Origin of the sequence: Rahnella sp. CJA17(1/100) (assembly GCF_963881615.1) — a bacterium.
GTDB classification, from domain to species: domain Bacteria; phylum Pseudomonadota; class Gammaproteobacteria; order Enterobacterales; family Enterobacteriaceae; genus Rahnella; species Rahnella aceris.
The window spans coordinates 137,592-153,846 of the sequence record NZ_CAWOJA010000002.1 but is presented as its reverse complement, the minus strand read 5'-3'; the positions used below and the strand labels follow the sequence as shown (position 1 = coordinate 153,846).

Sequence of the window (16,255 nt, the reverse complement as noted above, 5' to 3'; positions counted from 1 at the left end):
AGGGGTGGGTTAATAATGAAAAAACTTTTATCCATGATGGGGCTTGGTGCCGTGGCTTTGCTGCCTTCGCTTGCCATGGCAGCAGCGCCAGCAGCGGCAAACGGTGCTGATAACGCCTTTATGATGATTTGTACCGCGCTGGTATTGTTCATGACCGTACCGGGCGTGGCGTTGTTCTACGGTGGCTTACTGCGTTCTAAAAACGTTTTGTCCATGCTGACTCAGGTTATTGTCACCTTTGCTCTGGTCTGCGTGTTGTGGATCCTCTACGGCTACAGTCTGGCCTTCAGCGAAGGTAACGCGTTCTTCGGTGGTTTCAGTAACGTCATGATGAAAGGCATCGGCCTGGACTCCGTGACAGGCACCTTCTCCCAGATGATCCACGTTGCCTTCCAGTGCTCATTTGCCTGTATCACTGTGGCGCTGATCGTGGGCGGTATCGCTGAACGTGTACGTTTCTCAGCGGTTCTGATTTTCACTGTGATCTGGCTGACTTTCTCTTACATCCCGATGGCTCACATGGTGTGGGCAGGCGGTTTCCTGGCTGCTGATGGTGCGCTGGACTTTGCCGGTGGTACCGTTGTTCACATTAACGCCGCTATCGCTGGTCTGGTGGGTGCTTATCTGCTGGGTAAACGTGCCGGTTTCGGTAAAGAAGCTTTCAAACCACACAACCTGCCAATGGTCTTCACTGGTGCATCAATCCTGTATGTGGGTTGGTTCGGCTTCAACGCAGGTTCTGCAAGTGCAGCAAGCCCTGTTGCCGCGTTGGCTTTCCTGAACACGGTGATTGCAACGGCTGGTGCAATCCTGTCCTGGACACTGGTTGAATGGATGGTGCGCGGTAAACCTTCACTGCTGGGCGCAAGCTCCGGTGCTATCGCAGGTCTGGTCGCTATCACACCTGCATGTGGTACGGTCGGCGTGGGTGGTGCTCTCATCATCGGTCTCGTAGGCGGTATCACTGGCCTGTGGGGTGTGGTTACCCTGAAAAAATGGCTGCGTGTTGATGACACCTGTGACGTGTTCGGTGTTCATGGTGTGTGCGGTATCGTAGGTTGTCTGCTGACTGGCGTATTCACTTCCAGCTCACTCGGCGGCGTAGGTTATGCAGAAGGTGTGACCATGGGCCATCAGGTTTGGGTTCAGTTCTTCAGCGTGTGCGTGACATTGGTCTGGTCTGGTGTTGTTGCTTTCATCGGTTACAAAGTGGCGGACATGATCGTAGGTCTGCGTGTTCCTGAAGAACAAGAACGCGAAGGGCTGGATGTTAATAGCCACGGCGAAAACGCTTACAACCAATAATGAGATTTCAGAGAAAGTAGTGCGCTAACTCTCTCATTAATGAGTTAAAAATAATAAAATAATGATGATATGCAAAAGGGGCGATAATGATATCGCCCCTTTTTAATGCGCCATTTTTACAGGGCGCTCTTTAATGATGATTATTCAGGCTTTCGCTGACGAATAACCCCTTCCTGCACCGTGGAGGCGACCAGCACGCCATCGCGGGTATAAAACTGTCCACGCACAAAACCACGCGCACCGGATGCAGAGGTACTTTCGACGGCATACAGCAACCAGTCATCCATGCGGAACGGGCGGTGGAACCACATCGAATGGTCGATGGTCGCGACCTGCATTCCCGGTTCAAGGAAGCCAATGCCATGGGGTTGCAGCGCCGTAGGCAGGAAATTGAAGTCAGACGCATAGCCCAGTAAATACTGATGAATTCGCAAATCATCTGGCATTTCACCGTTGGCCCTGAACCACACTGCACGGTTAGGCTCTTCGACACTCCCTTTCAGCGGGTTATGAAACTTCACCGGACGCATTTCAATAGGCTTATGACCAATAAATTTTTCGCGGAATTTTTCCGGTATCAGATGCGCCAGATTTTTAGCAATATCTGATTCTGATACCAGCGTTTCCGGCGGCGGCACATCCGGCATGGTGTTCTGATGCTCAAAACCACTTTCCTGGCTCTGGAACGACGCCGTCATATAGAAAATCGGCTTGCCATGCTGCACCGCTTTTACGCGGCGGGCGCTGAAACTGTTACCATCGCGCAGGATTTCCACGTCATAGATAATCGGCTTGCTGCTGTCACCCGGGCGCAAAAAGTAGCTGTGGAACGAATGGATACCACGTTCCGCCGGGACGGTCTGTTTGGCGGCATATAATGCCTGGCCTACGACCTGACCGCCAAAGACCTGACGTAAACCCAGATCTTCACTTTGACCACGAAACAGCCCTTCTTCAATTTTTTCCAGATCAAGCAGATCCAGCAGATTTTTTAATGCCTGACTCATAGTGGCCTCATGAAAGTTACCGGAGAAATCGACCTAAGTTGTTCGGGGTAATGCAGGCAGGAATTTTCTGAAATACGCCTTAACCGACAGGTCTAACCTGTTAATCATAGTGGATCTTACGTTTTGTCAGAAGATCTGTTTGGCCGCTGACAGGAAAACCTCAGACTTTTGTGCCATGATTAGTAGGTAAGCTGGTTAAAGTCACTAAATTCATCGTCGGCGTTTATTACAGCTTGTCGACAAGCGACTAATAAAAAAGGGAGTACGATCAATGAAACTTTGGCAGATAGTAGGTGGAACCGCGCTGTCTCTGACTCTTGCCGGGTGCGCACAGCATCATGAGGCACCAGCGCAGCAACCTCCTGTGAATACGGCGGCTAGCCCGGACACCGGACCTGCGATCACCGGCCCGAATGTATCGGGTAGCGTGTTTATCAATCAGCGTGTAGCCTTGCCACCGGATGCTGTCCTGACGGTGACATTGTCTGATGCTTCGGTGGCAGATGCGCCATCCCGCGTGATTTCGCAAAAAGTGGCGAGAACTCAGGGTAAACAGGCACCGTTTACCTTCATCCTGCCGTATAACCCGCAGGAAATTGCTCCTAACGCGCGTATTTTGCTGAGTGCGGCGGTAACCATCAATGGTCAGATGACCTTCATCACTGACTCCATTAAAGAAGTGATTAATCACGGTCAGGGTACACGTGCCGATCTGCAACTTGTCCCGGTTGTCGCCGTCCCTGTAGCGACCAAACCCAGTGCCCTGGGACCAATGACTAACCCGTCAAATCCAGGACTGGGCACTTCGCCTGCACCGGTTAGTATGGTACCTGCACAACCAACGACCTATTAATTCATCACTTATGATGGCTAAGCACCGCTCTCGCGGTGCTTTTTTATGTGCGTTTTGAAGGCAGGCATTCACCATTTCCAGCCGTATTTCTCTAAATCGATTTTGCCTTTCTTAAACGTGATGCCCTCGGCCAGCAGTGCCTGACGCTGACGTTTAAAGTCTTCGCCCTGCAAAGAGATTTCACCGTGCCGGTTTATCACCCGGTGCCAGGGAAGGGTGCTGCCTTCCGGCAATTTCTTGAGTACGCCACCGACCTGGCGTGCCGCGCGGGGTGAACCGGCCAGTTGCGCGACGTTACCGTAAGTTGTGACCTGCCCGACCGGGATGGCGGCGATAATCTGAAATACGCGCTGGCGAAAGTTATCGGGTTCCGACATGACATCCTCCTCAGTGATTTGCGCCAGTATGACGCAAAAATTAAGGTTTTGTAGGCTCTGATTCAGGCGTATTGTTTAAGAAAACAACGGTTGTCGGCAGTTAACTTGCTTTTGTTTCGGCCATCACAGATAATGCCCACCGCTTCGATTCTCTTAGCAGAGAAATGAAGCCGACAACGTCAATGGGGGCCCTGTTGGTTCTCCCGCAACGCTAACTTGTCAACTTGGTCAGGTCCGGAAGGAAGCAGCCATGGCAGGTGTCGTGTGTGCCGGGATATAGCTGGCAGGGCCTCCACCATTTCAGGCCTCCGGAATTATCTCTTCTCTTGATTTCCCCCTAAAAAATATCTTCAAAGCCAGGCTGCGCCCATAAAAAAGGGCACGTTTTCACGCGCCCTCTGTTAACCCGAAAGTTTCAGTGATGAACCAGCGTCGCAAAATAATACACCAGCGGGATTGCCAGAATATAAAGGCCTGCAGGCACTTCACGTGCTTTTCCTGCGACCACTTTAATGATGACGTAAAACAGCAGCCCGCCGGCGATACCGGTACCGAAGCTGTTGGAAATCAGCGTAATCATTACCATCATCAGTACCGGCAGCGCGTCGGTAAAATTCGCTAAGTCCACTTTTCGCAAATTACTGAACATGTTCAGGCCAATCAGAATCAGTGCCGGTGCGGTCGCCTCTTTCGGGATCATCAGCGCAATCGGAGTAAATAACAGCATCAGCAGAAACATTATGGCCGCAGCCAGCGCCGTCAGGCCAGTTTTCCCGCCTGCTTCGGCAGCCGCGGAGGATTCTATCAGCGCAGTGGCGGCAGGGATACCGACGATCGGGCCCAGCGCTGCTGCAATGGAATCCACCATGAAAGGCCGGTTGATGTTTTTCATATTGCCGTGTTCATCGAGCAATCCAGCCTCACCACCGACAGCCAGTGTGGTGCCCATCGTAGAGAAGAACTCCGAGGCGAAGAAGATAAACAGGAATGGCAGAAAGGCGATGTTGATAGCACCGATAAGATCGACTTTGCCCAATAACGGAGCAACCGAGTGAGGCAGCGAGATCCATTGCTCAGGTAAATGCGTTACGCCAAACGGTATACCCGCCACCGTCGCCAGCAAAATGGCCCATAAAATGGCACCTGGTACTTTACGAGCCTGTAACCCCACGGCGACCAGCAGACCAAGAAGCGCAATTAACGCACCCGGCGCAGTAAAATCTCCCAGCGCCAGTGCATGTGTTTTGGTATTTGCCATTACCAGCCCGGCATTGCGGAAGCCGAGCAGGGCGACAAAAATGCCAATAGAAGCGGTCAGCCCAAGCTTGATCGACTGCGGAACAGAACGGGTGACTACTTCGCGTAAGCCAAACACTGTCATCACGAAAAATAAAATCCCCGACCAGCATGCAATCCCCAGCGCGACGGGCCAGGTAATGCCGTCGCCCGCCAGCGTAATACCGACCAGTACCGAGCCGCCAATGCCAGGCCCGACCATAAAGGGCAGGTTGGCGTAAAAAGCCATCAGCAGAGAGCCCAGTACAAACACCAGGATCACGCCGGTGGTGGCTGCGCCTTTATCTATACCACTGACGGCCAGTAAGCCCGGGATCACCACCAGTAAATACGCCGCCGCCAGAAACCCGGTGATGCCAGCCAGACATTCCGTTTTAATCTTGGTCTGGCGCTGGTGCAGATGGAAGCGGCGTTGTAACCAGCTTTCGTCTGCTGAGACGGTAACATTTTTCACAGAACTTTCGGACATGCTTAAATTCCCCTGAAAATAATTTTTATAATGTTGTGTTTGCTATCTTTTTGACGTCTGGTGGTTTTGAGAATGCTTCAGATTTCTTCTGGCCAGACTTCCAGAACCGGGTTGACGATTTCCCGTGAACCGCCATCTGTCAGCCCTAAATCAGTCAGATGTGGGCCTGCATTACAGGCTAAGCACGTTCCTTCGATAGCTTTGAAAACGCGATAAGGCGGTTCCCAGTCTGCGACCTGTGCACTGAGGTCGCGCAGGTTTTTAAACTGCTTGGCCAGTTCCGTGGCCGGTAAATCAGACAGCATTCCGGCAATCGGCATATCGATATTGGCCAGCAATTTGCCATGCTGGCTCAACGCCATACCGCCGCCGCTGGCGATCAGCTGATTGGCCGCTATCATCATGTCGACAGGATCCCGGCCGATAATCACCAGATTATGGGCGTCGTGAGAGTAAGAGGTCGCAATGGCACCGCGCAATGCTCCCCAGCCTTCAAGTAATGCCATTTTCGGTGTGGCGTCGTGGCGGCCATGGCGATGCTGAACCCAAATCAGGTTGAAGCCGTCGGGTATCTGTACGGCGCCATCCCGCACATTCACAGTTACTTCACTCCATTGTGTAAAGCGTGCACCTTTAATATTGCGCAGACGCGCTTTGCCGTTGTTCAGCCCCGGGATTTTTAGTCTGAAATCAGCGGCGTTCAGCGGCGTTAAGCGCATGGTGTCTCGTGGAGGAACCACTCCGCTCGCGGCGGCAGGGGTAAACAGCAGCTTGCCTTGCTGAGCTACACAGGTTCCGCCGACATATACTGCACGCGGAAGAAGATTTTCCAGCGAGTCAAACGCGATAAGATCAGCCGTGCGGCCTGCGGCAATCAGCCCTAAATCAGAACGTTGCATGCGAATAGCGGCATTCAACGTCGCCATGCGTAGTACATCTTCTGCACGTAATCCGTAGGAAATCAGGAGCTTGATTAAGGCGATCAGCCCGCCTTTTTCCAGCAGATGATCGGGCGGTACGTCGTCAGTACACAATGTTATTTGTGATGAAAGATGGGGAAGTGCGAGCAAAGCGGCTGCGATATCGGGCAGAAGATAAGGATGTGAGCCGCGAATTTGCAGCGTCAGACCGGCACGCAGCTTTTCCAGGGCATCATCAGCCGAGGTCAGTTCGTGATCTGATGTCACACCTGCGGCAAGATACGCCTGCAATTGTTCATCTTTGAGGCCGCGTGCGTGGCCTTCAATCAGCTTTCCGCTGTTTAGTCCGGCTTCGAGGATTTCCAGCATTCGCCCGCTGCCATTGAGCACGCCATGCATATCCATCACTTCGGCGACACCTGCAATTTCCGGCCAGCTAAGCATTGTCTGCATTTCCTGGCCTGTGAAATCCGCACCGGACATCTCTAAGCCCGGTGTTGACGGCACGCTGGAAGGCGCAGCGCATATCACGCGTAATGGCAGATTACGGCTGGACTGGATGGCGTACTGCACCCCGGCAACGCCCAGCACATTCGCCAGTTCATGCGGATCCCAAAACACCGTTGTTGTGCCCTGAGCGACGACGATTTCGGCGTATTTTTCGGGTGGCAAATGCGAGCTTTCGATGTGAACGTGCGTGTCGATAAGGCCGGGAGAGAGGTGATTTCCTGATAAATCATCAACGTTTTCAGTCTGCGTGAATTTCCCGCGTGAATGAACGCTGGCAATCATATTGCCGGTGATGCCGACATCGGCTTCGCGAATTTCCCCTGTGACCATGTCGATAACACGGGCATTAATCAGCAGACGGTCGAAAGGGATGTTCCCCAGTGCTGCGTTTATAGCCCGCTGGCGCAGGGGCTGGGAGGTGATGCCGTCGGTCATATCAGTGTCCGGATTTAAACAATGGTGAGGCTAATGTAGGGAGCAGGGGGGGCTTTGCACAGATGAATTATTTTATCCGTTTATAAGATACGGTTATGCTGAGCAAACGTTTTCTATTTTTCGCGGAATAGCTGCTCATATGTCTGAACCCTGGCGCCGGTTACCTGCCCTTTCCCTCAAGCAAATTCAATACTTTGTGACGCTGGCACAACTGCGCAGTTTCACCGATACGGCGAATCGTCTGGCGATCAGTCAGCCCGCGCTGAGTAGCGCGCTTCGGCAAATTGAATCGGTATTAGGGGGCAAACTACTCAACCGGACGGCACAAGGTGTGAGTCTGACTGAACAGGGTGAGGCTGTTCTGCCATATGCAGAACGTTTATTGAATACCGCGCTTAGTGTTTTCGATGATATGCAGCAAATTATGCGTCAGGGCGGGGATGGCACATTACGCATTGGATTAGTACCTTCGGTGAGTACCTTATTATTTCCGGTCGTTCCACAATTACTGGCGGAATATTTCCCTGATATGCGTGTGGAATTTCATGACCTGACAAACGATGCATTATTACTGGAACTGGAGAACGGATCAGTGGATTTTGGTATCGGTGCAACAGACAGTACAGTGCCGGAATCCATAGCGGTTTATCCACTGCTGGAAGATCCTTTTGTGGCGGTTATCAGACGCGACGATCCGCTTTCTCAGGATCACAATATTCCCTGGCGACAACTGCTGAAAAGAGATATTGCCTTGTTCTCAAAGGGGAATGTTAGCAGGCTGGTGACATCACTGAGTGAGAGTCATCGTTTGAATTTACGGGTGAGTTATCGCGTAGATTTTCAGGAGACGTTATATGGACTGGTGCGTTCGCGTCTGGCATTAGCAATATTACCAGAGTTATATACTGCAACACTTAACGATAATGAATTAACAGTGATTCACTTGCAGCAGCCCACATTAAGCAGAACAGTGGCGATGATGCGCAAACCCGCACCATTGCGTTCACCGAAAACGGAACAATGTTTTCAGTTTCTGTTGCAAACATTTCATCGGCAGATCAAAGAGAAAGTAGAAAAACTTAACTCAAAGATATAGTTAAATAATATTAACGATAATATGGTCAAATATTAACCAGCCAGGCCGGGGGATATTCCGGCCTGGCTTTATAGATCAGCGTACAAATTTCCAGACTGATACCGGGATTTTATCGTACAACTTGTTCATCGTTAGCTCCGCTAAACGATGGTCAGCTGCCGAGTAAAACAATTCCAGCTCGTCGTCGGAAAGTTCGTACTTATTTTTTTCAATAACACGTTCAAGTGTATCGATAGTGGTGCATTTTCGTAAACGCATCAAATAGTCGATTTTGTTCATCTTAGCCTTTTGATTTTTATCTGATGACTGCATATAAATTATTACTCAAGTCTTCATTAGGGTACAGATGTAGTCCCCTGAGAACATTCTGAATAACCGCTTCTTGGTCTTTTGCCATTGGCGTAAATCAGAATCGTTAATTCCATAATTACTGAACAGCGTGTAGGTATCATCCAGATACTCTTCAACCAGATCACTTAAATGGTTATCGTCTGGATACTTAATTTTAAAACTCATCACAAAGGATGCAATGTGCTCAATCAGTTCATTGAGCTGCAAGTTAACAGCCGAAGTCGGATCGTTAACCCAACCATGATGACTGTCACCCAGTGTCGCAATCCCTTCATCATACAGCATTTCATTCAGGTAGCGTAACTGAGCGATATCGTGCCGCTTAGGCGAGTACTCATCCATATCATCCCCTCCGTAATGGTTTATTCGGTGTTGATAACACTCTGTGAGTAAACAACAAAACTTAATGGCTTACAGGAAACGGCTCTCACTAAAACGCTATGAACTGGCTTAAACATCAAAGACAATCACAATGAACAGTGTTCGGGATGAAGTTTAAAGGATTTAATATACAGCCGGTATTTTAAATATAATTCATTTTTAGAAAGCTGTGCAAACGTATTACTCAAACTTACAATTCTTCAGCCGTTGAGCCTTTGAAGGACTCAATAATATCAAACTCCAATCCGTCAGGTTTAACCCAGAATCTGACACTTTGCTTCGTTAACTCATCAGCATTAATGTCCAGACAACCATTGAAAATCGTCCATTTGAACTGGTAAGTCATTGAATAATAGTTTTTGCCAATTTGTGTTATTGACACGATCTGCAAAGAATTTGTTTCATAACGTGCATTTTCTGAAAAATAAGTTAAATCTCCAATTAAGGACTCTTCAATTTCAGACAAAGCAGGTTCAATAATCTGTTGTAACTCATCAACCGTAAGAATATTCCCATTAATATCACAATGGATCAATTTCTTCAAAGGCATTTACCTCTTAAGCACATATCCCTTCATTATCGCATATTTTCATCAGGATGTGTTTTGGGCAGAGAAAAAAATTTCCAAACCAAAATTCCATAACTTTTTGATTGTAGTGCAAATTACAACTCATTCATCAATTTTTACTCTTTTTTAACAGTTAAGATCCGTGTTCTCTCAAAAACGGCCTGCTATCCCTTCTGCCGTAAAAAACTGAAACAGTTCATGTATTGATACTCATACCTCATTGTGATGTTATATTATAACTTTTCGGAGGGGGTATGACAAAAACACTCTTTACACTTTCTTCGCCGGTACGCTGCGTCGCTGTACTGGCTGTGCTCGCTTTGTTATGGGCAGCTATTTACTGGGCAATTTCACTACCATGATTTTTGTTAATGACCTCGAAGTGGGGTATGACCGTCAGGCGGTGGCCATGCCCCTTAACGGACAGTTTTGTCCGGGTTCCCTGACGGCTGTCATTGGTGCCAACGGTGCCGGGAAATCCACCTTTCTCAAAACATTAGCCGGTTTGCAGCAGGCTGTGGCAGGGAATATAACTTTCACGGGCGGGAAACGCCCCCGACTGGCGTATTTGCCACAGCAGGCTGAGCTGGATCGCAGTTTCCCTATCAGCGTGTTTGATCTGGTCGCGATGGGATGCTGGCCGCAAAGCGGGTTATTCGGTGGCATAAACCAACAGTCTGCGATAGCCGTCGATAAGGCGCTGGAGACGGTGGGGATGACGGAAATGTCGCATCTGCCCGTAGGATCGCTTTCTGGCGGGCAATTGCAACGTACGCTGTTTGCCCGCTTACTGGTGCAACAGGCACCCCTCATTATGCTTGATGAACCGTTCACAGGTATCGACACTCAAACCATCGATTTACTGTTAAAAGTCATCGCGCAATGGCATCAGGAAGGAAAAACTGTCATCGCGGTTTTGCATGATATTTCGATGGTTGCACGACACTTTCCGCACGTGCTTTACCTCAGTGGACAGCAGAATTTATGGGGAAGCGCACAGGATGTCCTCGGGCATTTTCCTCATCAGGCGCATGCCTGCATTTCGACAGAACCTTTCTCCCTGACGACGGGAGTCGCAAATTCATGATGCTTTTTCATCTGCTTGCCGATCCTTTCATTGAATTCGGCTTCATGCGGCGGGCTTTGATTGCCTGCATCGCATTATCAATCAGCGCCACGCCATTGGGCGTTTTCCTGTTATTACGCCGGATGAGTCTGGTGGGTGATGCACTTTCGCATGCTGTTTTACCCGGCGCAGCGATTGGCTATCTGATCTCGGGGATGTCGCTGGTCGCCATGGGGATTGGTGGTTTTATCGCAGGCCTGGCTGTTGCGATGCTGTCCGGGCTGGTGAGTCGTCGTACACAATTGAAAGAAGACGCCAGTTTCGCCGGTTTCTATCTTGGCTCTCTGGCGCTTGGGGTCACGCTGGTTTCCCTGCGCGGTTCGAGCGTGGATCTTTTACATGTGCTGTTTGGCTCAATTCTTGCCATCGATTCCTCCGCCATGATTATGGTCGGTATTATCGCCAGTCTTTCTTTACTGGTCTTGGCATGCATTTACCGTGCACTGGTCATTGAGTCATTTGATTCGCTATTTCTGCGCGTCAGCGCCGGAAAATGGCTGGCAGCGATCCATGGAATGTTTCTGGCGCTGGTAGTGATCAATCTGGTGGCGGGTTTCCAGATCCTCGGCACTCTGATGTCTGTCGGGCTGATGATGTTGCCTGCCGCCAGTGCCCGTTTCTGGGCTCGCGACCTGCCTCATACCTTACTGAGCGCGATGATTATTGGTGTGATTGCCAGCGTTGTAGGACTCATCTGGTCTTATTATGCTTCGTTGCCCGCCGGGCCCGCGATAGTGCTGAGTGCGACAGTGATCTTCTTCATTTCGGTTTTATTCGGAAAGCGGGGCGGCATGTTAACCGCCTCGCGAAGTTAAGCAGCAATACGTTAATAAGCAGTACCACAATTAAGGGGACATGATGAAATTATTACCTGTATCACTCGCAGTAGCTGCCCTGCTGTCGAGTCCGCTGGCGATGGCTAAAACCGTCGATGCGGTAGCCAGCTTTTCAATTCTTGGAGATATCGTTCAGGAAGTGGGGGGGGAACATGTGAAAGTCACGACGTTAGTCGGACCGGACGGTGATCCGCATAGCTTCGAACCTTCACCTAAAGACAGCAAAGCCATCAATGCGTCTGATGTTGTCTTTGTCAGCGGTCTGGGCCTGGAAGGGTGGATCGATCGCCTGGTGACTGCATCGGGTTATAAAGGTCATCTGGTAACAGCATCGGAAGGCGTAAATTCCCGCAAAATGGAAGAAGACGGTAAGCAAATCACCGATCCTCATGCATGGAACAGTATGGCGAATGGCGTGATTTATGCCACTAACGTGATGAATGCGCTGATCAAAGTGGATCCAGAAGATGCGGATTATTTCCGTCAGCGCGGCACTGCTTATATTGAACAATTGCAAAAGCTGGATGCGTGGGCAAAAACTGAATTTACCGGTATCCCACAGTCGAAACGTAAAGTGCTAACCAGCCATGATGCCTTCGGCTATTTTGGTCAGGAATATCACGTCAGCTTTATGGCGCCCGTTGGTTTTTCTACGGAAGCTGAAGCAAGTGCCAGCGGTGTGGCTTCTCTGATTAAGCAGATTAAAGCAGAGAAGGTGAAAACTTACTTCATCGAAAATCAGACCGACCCGCGTCTGGTTAAACAGATCGCAGCAGCCAGCGGTGCTGAGCCCGGGGGGGAGTTGTACCCTGAAGCATTGTCCGGCCCGAAAGGACCAGCGACAACTTACGTGAAAGCGTTTAAGCATAACGTTGAGACGATTGTCGCCAGCATGAAATAAGATCTTCGCTCCTCACGGCTATGCTGTGGGGAGCTTTACATCATGTCTTAGCATAAGAAAAAGCCCTGTCGGGCAAGCGACGGGGCTTTTGTTTTTAGTACAGAAGGAATGAGAAGACGAGGTGTTAACGCTTTTTCTTCTTACCTTGTACGGCTTTAAAACGTGGATTGCTTTTGCAAATCACATAAACCCTGCCTTTGCGGCGGACTACGCGGCAATCCGGATGACGATTTTTCGCTGAACGTAATGAACTCAGAACCTGCATAACGATTTCCCTGATGTCATTTATTTCTTACCGAGGAAGCTGCCGAAGCGTTGGTTAAAGCGCGCGGTACTGCCTTCTTTGGAATACTCTTTCTGCTTACCGGTGTAGTAAGGGTGAGAGGCTGAAGACACTTCAATGCTGATATACGGGTAGGTAGCCCCTTCCAGTTCAATGGTGCGATCCGTCGAGATAGTCGAGCCAACTTTGAAGTATTCGTCAGCACTGGTGTCGTGAAAAACCACGGTGCGGTACGCAGGATGGATAGTGGGTTTCATAATGCCTCTAAATGTTATGTTATACTATAACATTAATTATGCACTCATCCTTTTTCAGGTTCAAGTCTCAGGCGAAAAAAAAGGCCGCATAAGCGGCCTTTCGTTTAGGTGGGAGATCCGGTTACAGCGTCGGATGCTCTACTTTGTGCGTATGTTCGATATCCTCGTTCTTCTTACCAAAGCGGCGACGAACCACCACGAAGAAGACCGGAACAAAGAAGATCGCCAGCAGGGTCGCCGTGATCATCCCGCCCATTACGCCGGTACCTACAGCGTTCTGTGAGCCGGAACCTGCACCGGAACTGATAACCAGCGGCATAACACCAAGGATGAACGCCAGCGATGTCATCAGGATCGGGCGCAGACGCATACGAACCGCTTCAAGCGTTGATTCGATAAGACCTTTGCCTTCTTTATCCATCAGGTCTTTGGCGAATTCAACAATCAATATGGCGTTCTTCGCAGACAGCCCGATAGTGGTCAGCAGACCCACCTGGAAGTATACGTCGTTGCTCAAACCGCGCATCGTAGCTGCAATAAGTGCACCGACAACACCGAGCGGAACCACCAGCATAACCGAGAACGGTATTGACCAGCTTTCGTACAACGCTGCCAGACACAGGAAGACGACGATCAGGGAGATAGCGTACAAGGCCGGGGCCTGGTTACCTGACAAACGTTCCTGATAAGACAGGCCAGTCCAGTCATAGCCGATACCGTTTGGCAGTTTAGAAGCCAGAGACTCCATCATCGCCATGGCAGCACCCGAACTTTTACCCGGAGCTGGCTGACCCAGAATTTCCATTGATGGCAGGCCGTTATAACGTTCCAGACGCGGTGAGCCGTATTCCCATTTCGCACTTGAGAACGCGGAGAACGGCACCATCTGGCCTGCGCTGCCACGGACATACAGATTGTTGATGTCTGATGGCAACATACGGTATTTATTTTCAGCCTGAACGTACACTTTCTTCACACGACCACGATCGATGAAGTCGTTGACGTAGCTACCACCAACCGAGGCACCCAATGTGGTGTTGATGTCGGAAATTGAAACGCCAAGTGCCGTTGCTTTTTCCTGATCAATCTCGATTTTGTACTGTGGTGTATCTTCCAGACCGTTCGGACGAACCTGAGTCAGCAAGTCAGGATGTTGAGCCACCATGCCCAGCAACTGGTTACGTGCTTGTGTCAGTTTGTCATGCCCAAGGTTAGCCTGGTCAATCAGCTGGAAGTCGAAGCCTGTCGCCGTACCCAACTCAACAATCGCGGGTAAGTTGAACGGGAACACCAGTGCATCTTTAATGGTACTGAACGCACCCATTGCACGGCCTGCAATCGCAGGAACCTTGTTTTCAGCGCCGCTACGCTCAGACCAGTCTTTCAGACTGACGAACGCGATACCGGTATTCTGACCACGACCTGCGAAGCCAAAGCCGTTAACCGTAAACACCGAGTTCACGTTCGCTTTTTCTTTGTTCAGATAGTAATCGGTAACTTCATCGAGCACTTTCTGCGTACGTTCCTGGGTTGCACCTGCTGGCAACTGCGCCATGGTCAGGAATACACCCTGGTCTTCTTCCGGCAGGAAGGAGGTTGGCAGGCGGATAAACAGGAATGCCATGCCGACAACGATCAACAGATAAATCACCAGATAACGACCGGTGCTGCGCAGAATGTTGCCTACGCTGTCGGTGTAGTGGTGCGTACTTTGCTCGAATTTCTTGTTAAACCAGCCGAAGAAACCTTTCTTCTCGTGATGCTCGCCTTTGGCAACCGGCTTAAGCATGGTCGCACAAAGCGCAGGCGTCAGGATCATCGCCACCAGAACCGACAGCACCATGGCAGAAACGATGGTGATGGAGAACTGACGGTAGATAACACCGGTTGAACCGCCGAAGAAGGCCATCGGGATGAATACTGCGGACAGCACCATCGCGATACCGACCAATGCACCCTGGATTTGCTCCATGGATTTTTTGGTGGCTTCTTTAGGCGGCAGCCCCTCTTCGACCATGACGCGTTCGACGTTCTCGACGACGACGATGGCGTCATCGACGAGCAAGCCTATCGCGAGCACCATCCCGAACATCGTCAGGGTGTTTATCGAATAACCGAATGCCGCCAGGATTGCAAAGGTGCCCAGCAAGACCACAGGAACCGCGATCGTTGGGATCAGGGTTGCGCGGAAGTTTTGCAGGAACAGGAACATCACCAGGAATACCAGGACGATGGCCTCGAACAGCGTTTTACCGACTTCTTTAATCGAGATTTTTACGAACGGCGTAGTGTCGTATGGGTAAACAACTTCTAAGCCAGCCGGGAAGAACGGTTCAAGTTTAGCCAGCGTGGCTTTTACAGACGCCGCGGTGTTCAGGGCGTTCGCACCCGTTGCCAGTTTGATACCCAAACCTGACGCAGGTTGTCCGTTAAAACGGGCAATAACGTCGTAGTTTTCACCACCAAGTTCGATTTTAGCCACATCTTTCAGGCGAACCTGAGAACCATCCTGATTCACTTTCAGAATGATTTTGCCGAATTCATCCGGTGACTTCAGACGGGTCTGGGCCACGATAGAGGAGTTCAACTGCTGACCCGGAACCGGTGGCGTACCACCCAACTGACCGGCTGCAATCTGGTTGTTCTGAACTTTGATGGCGTTAATCACGTCCACCGGCGTCAGCTGGAAGTTGTTCAGTTTGTTCGGATCCATCCAAATACGCATCGCATACTGAGCACCAAACAGCTGAACGTCACCCACACCGGCGGTACGGCTGATAGGATCCTTGACGTTGGAACCGACGTAGTCGGCGATGTCATCCTGAGTCATTGAACCATTGTTGGAAATAAAACCGGCCACCATCAGGAAGCTGCTGCTCGATTTCTCAACGGAGATACCCTGTTGCTGAACTTCCTGCGGCAGCAACGGCGTTGCGAGCTGCAGTTTGTTCTGAACCTGTACCTGTGCGATATCCGCGTCAGTACCTGAAGCAAAGGTCAGGGTAATCTGAACAGTACCGGATGAATCACTGGTCGACGACATGTACATCATGTTGTCGATACCGTTCATGTTCTGTTCAATAACCTGAGTAACGGTATCCTGTACCGTTTGCGCATCCGCGCCCGGATAGGTTGCGGTCAGCTGGATAGCCGGTGGCGCAACGGTTGGATACTGCGCAATTGGCAATTTAAGAATTGCCAATCCCCCCGCCAACATGATTATGATGGCGATCACCCATGCAAAGATGGGACGATCTATAAAAAACTTAGCCATGAATTACCGG

At 50.3% G+C, this 16,255-nt stretch carries 16 protein-coding genes and 1 other RNA gene; 7 read left to right on the top strand and 10 right to left on the bottom strand.

Features of this window, described 5'->3' with window-relative positions; genetic code table 11:
* The first annotated feature begins 15 nt into the window (after positions 1-15).
* Entirely contained in the window at positions 16-1,305 is a 1,290-nt protein-coding gene (gene amtB / locus AACU55_RS01610) for an ammonium transporter AmtB (RefSeq protein WP_013576624.1), read from the top strand.
* 140 nt (positions 1,306-1,445) lie between these two features.
* Here the strand turns inward: amtB and tesB are convergent, their stop codons facing one another.
* On the bottom strand, positions 1,446-2,312 hold the full coding sequence (gene tesB, locus AACU55_RS01605) for an acyl-CoA thioesterase II (protein ID WP_129952826.1): 867 nt from the start codon (positions 2,310-2,312) through the stop codon (positions 1,446-1,448).
* Between the two features lie 271 nt (positions 2,313-2,583).
* On the opposite strand from tesB, the gene AACU55_RS01600 reads away from it, so the two are divergent.
* Entirely contained in the window at positions 2,584-3,165 is a 582-nt protein-coding gene (locus tag AACU55_RS01600; RefSeq protein ID WP_037036825.1) for a YbaY family lipoprotein, read from the top strand.
* Between the two features lie 68 nt (positions 3,166-3,233).
* On the opposite strand, the gene AACU55_RS01595 is transcribed toward AACU55_RS01600, so the two are convergent.
* Entirely contained in the window at positions 3,234-3,542 is a 309-nt protein-coding gene (locus AACU55_RS01595) for an MGMT family protein (protein WP_037036827.1), read from the bottom strand.
* A gap of 192 nt (positions 3,543-3,734) precedes the next feature.
* Between AACU55_RS01595 and ffs the strand changes: the two genes are divergently transcribed.
* Positions 3,735-3,831, top strand: an RNA gene (gene ffs / locus AACU55_RS01590) — signal recognition particle sRNA small type.
* 126 nt (positions 3,832-3,957) lie between these two features.
* Here the strand turns inward: ffs and AACU55_RS01585 are convergent.
* Positions 3,958-5,307, bottom strand: coding sequence for an NCS2 family permease (locus AACU55_RS01585; protein WP_134706540.1), 1,350 nt, complete (start codon positions 5,305-5,307; stop codon positions 3,958-3,960).
* A gap of 77 nt (positions 5,308-5,384) precedes the next feature.
* Entirely contained in the window at positions 5,385-7,172 is a 1,788-nt protein-coding gene (locus AACU55_RS01580) for an adenine deaminase (protein ID WP_134706539.1), read from the bottom strand.
* Positions 7,173-7,311: 139 nt separating this feature from the next.
* Here AACU55_RS01580 and AACU55_RS01575 point away from each other — a divergent pair, with 139 nt between their 5' ends.
* Complete coding sequence (locus AACU55_RS01575; protein WP_013576618.1) at positions 7,312-8,268, top strand: LysR family transcriptional regulator; 957 nt, start codon at positions 7,312-7,314, stop codon at positions 8,266-8,268.
* Between the two features lie 75 nt (positions 8,269-8,343).
* Here the strand turns inward: AACU55_RS01575 and AACU55_RS01570 are convergent, their stop codons facing one another.
* The 3 genes from AACU55_RS01570 to AACU55_RS01560 all read right to left on the bottom strand — a co-directional run bounded on the left by AACU55_RS01570 (position 8,344) and on the right by AACU55_RS01560 (position 9,550).
* Positions 8,344-8,547: an HHA domain-containing protein gene (locus AACU55_RS01570; protein WP_013576617.1), complete on the bottom strand. Its 204-nt coding sequence runs from the start codon at positions 8,545-8,547 to the stop codon at positions 8,344-8,346.
* A 45-nt stretch (positions 8,548-8,592) separates the two neighbouring features.
* The gene (gene tomB / locus AACU55_RS01565) at positions 8,593-8,961 is read right to left on the bottom strand and encodes an Hha toxicity modulator TomB (RefSeq protein ID WP_013576616.1); all 369 of its coding nucleotides are present in this window, start codon (positions 8,959-8,961) and stop codon (positions 8,593-8,595) included.
* 229 nt (positions 8,962-9,190) lie between these two features.
* Complete coding sequence (locus AACU55_RS01560) at positions 9,191-9,550, bottom strand: hypothetical protein (RefSeq protein WP_015690306.1); 360 nt, start codon at positions 9,548-9,550, stop codon at positions 9,191-9,193.
* A 376-nt stretch (positions 9,551-9,926) separates the two neighbouring features.
* Between AACU55_RS01560 and AACU55_RS01555 the strand changes: the two genes are divergently transcribed.
* From AACU55_RS01555 to AACU55_RS01545, 3 genes are read left to right on the top strand one after another with little or no spacing between them, the layout of a single operon-like run.
* Positions 9,927-10,655: a metal ABC transporter ATP-binding protein gene (locus tag AACU55_RS01555; RefSeq protein ID WP_173362112.1), complete on the top strand. Its 729-nt coding sequence runs from the start codon at positions 9,927-9,929 to the stop codon at positions 10,653-10,655.
* A complete protein-coding gene (locus AACU55_RS01550) occupies positions 10,652-11,509 on the top strand; it encodes a metal ABC transporter permease (protein ID WP_013576613.1) in 858 nt (285 codons plus the stop codon). Before AACU55_RS01555 ends, AACU55_RS01550 begins: the two co-directional genes overlap by 4 nt.
* A 43-nt stretch (positions 11,510-11,552) precedes the next feature.
* A complete protein-coding gene (locus tag AACU55_RS01545) occupies positions 11,553-12,431 on the top strand; it encodes a metal ABC transporter substrate-binding protein (RefSeq protein WP_134706538.1) in 879 nt (292 codons plus the stop codon).
* Between the two features lie 124 nt (positions 12,432-12,555).
* Here the strand turns inward: AACU55_RS01545 and ykgO are convergent, their stop codons facing one another.
* The 3 genes from ykgO to acrB all read right to left on the bottom strand — a co-directional run bounded on the left by ykgO (position 12,556) and on the right by acrB (position 16,245).
* Entirely contained in the window at positions 12,556-12,696 is a 141-nt protein-coding gene (ykgO, locus tag AACU55_RS01540) for a type B 50S ribosomal protein L36 (RefSeq protein WP_013576611.1), read from the bottom strand.
* A 20-nt stretch (positions 12,697-12,716) separates the two neighbouring features.
* A complete protein-coding gene (locus AACU55_RS01535; protein ID WP_013576610.1) occupies positions 12,717-12,971 on the bottom strand; it encodes a type B 50S ribosomal protein L31 in 255 nt (84 codons plus the stop codon).
* A gap of 121 nt (positions 12,972-13,092) precedes the next feature.
* Entirely contained in the window at positions 13,093-16,245 is a 3,153-nt protein-coding gene (acrB, locus tag AACU55_RS01530) for a multidrug efflux RND transporter permease subunit AcrB (protein ID WP_013576609.1), read from the bottom strand.
* Positions 16,246-16,255: the final 10 nt, after the last annotated feature.

Excerpts from the sequence above, each read along its gene's own strand:
- amtB (WP_013576624.1), top strand. The coding sequence starts at position 16 with ATGAAAAAACTTTTATCCATGATGGGGCTTGGTGCCGTGGCTTTGCTG.
- tesB (WP_129952826.1), bottom strand. The coding sequence starts at position 2,312 with ATGAGTCAGGCATTAAAAAATCTGCTGGATCTGCTTGATCTGGAAAAA.
- AACU55_RS01600 (WP_037036825.1), top strand. The coding sequence starts at position 2,584 with ATGAAACTTTGGCAGATAGTAGGTGGAACCGCGCTGTCTCTGACTCTT.
- AACU55_RS01595 (WP_037036827.1), bottom strand. The coding sequence starts at position 3,542 with ATGTCGGAACCCGATAACTTTCGCCAGCGCGTATTTCAGATTATCGCC.
- AACU55_RS01585 (WP_134706540.1), bottom strand. The coding sequence starts at position 5,307 with ATGTCCGAAAGTTCTGTGAAAAATGTTACCGTCTCAGCAGACGAAAGC.
- AACU55_RS01580 (WP_134706539.1), bottom strand. The coding sequence starts at position 7,172 with ATGACCGACGGCATCACCTCCCAGCCCCTGCGCCAGCGGGCTATAAAC.
- AACU55_RS01575 (WP_013576618.1), top strand. The coding sequence starts at position 7,312 with ATGTCTGAACCCTGGCGCCGGTTACCTGCCCTTTCCCTCAAGCAAATT.
- AACU55_RS01570 (WP_013576617.1), bottom strand. The coding sequence starts at position 8,547 with ATGAACAAAATCGACTATTTGATGCGTTTACGAAAATGCACCACTATC.
- tomB (WP_013576616.1), bottom strand. The coding sequence starts at position 8,961 with ATGGATGAGTACTCGCCTAAGCGGCACGATATCGCTCAGTTACGCTAC.
- AACU55_RS01560 (WP_015690306.1), bottom strand. The coding sequence starts at position 9,550 with ATGCCTTTGAAGAAATTGATCCATTGTGATATTAATGGGAATATTCTT.
- AACU55_RS01555 (WP_173362112.1), top strand. The coding sequence starts at position 9,927 with ATGATTTTTGTTAATGACCTCGAAGTGGGGTATGACCGTCAGGCGGTG.
- AACU55_RS01550 (WP_013576613.1), top strand. The coding sequence starts at position 10,652 with ATGATGCTTTTTCATCTGCTTGCCGATCCTTTCATTGAATTCGGCTTC.
- AACU55_RS01545 (WP_134706538.1), top strand. The coding sequence starts at position 11,553 with ATGAAATTATTACCTGTATCACTCGCAGTAGCTGCCCTGCTGTCGAGT.
- ykgO (WP_013576611.1), bottom strand. The coding sequence starts at position 12,696 with ATGCAGGTTCTGAGTTCATTACGTTCAGCGAAAAATCGTCATCCGGAT.
- AACU55_RS01535 (WP_013576610.1), bottom strand. The coding sequence starts at position 12,971 with ATGAAACCCACTATCCATCCTGCGTACCGCACCGTGGTTTTTCACGAC.
- acrB (WP_013576609.1), bottom strand. The coding sequence starts at position 16,245 with ATGGCTAAGTTTTTTATAGATCGTCCCATCTTTGCATGGGTGATCGCC.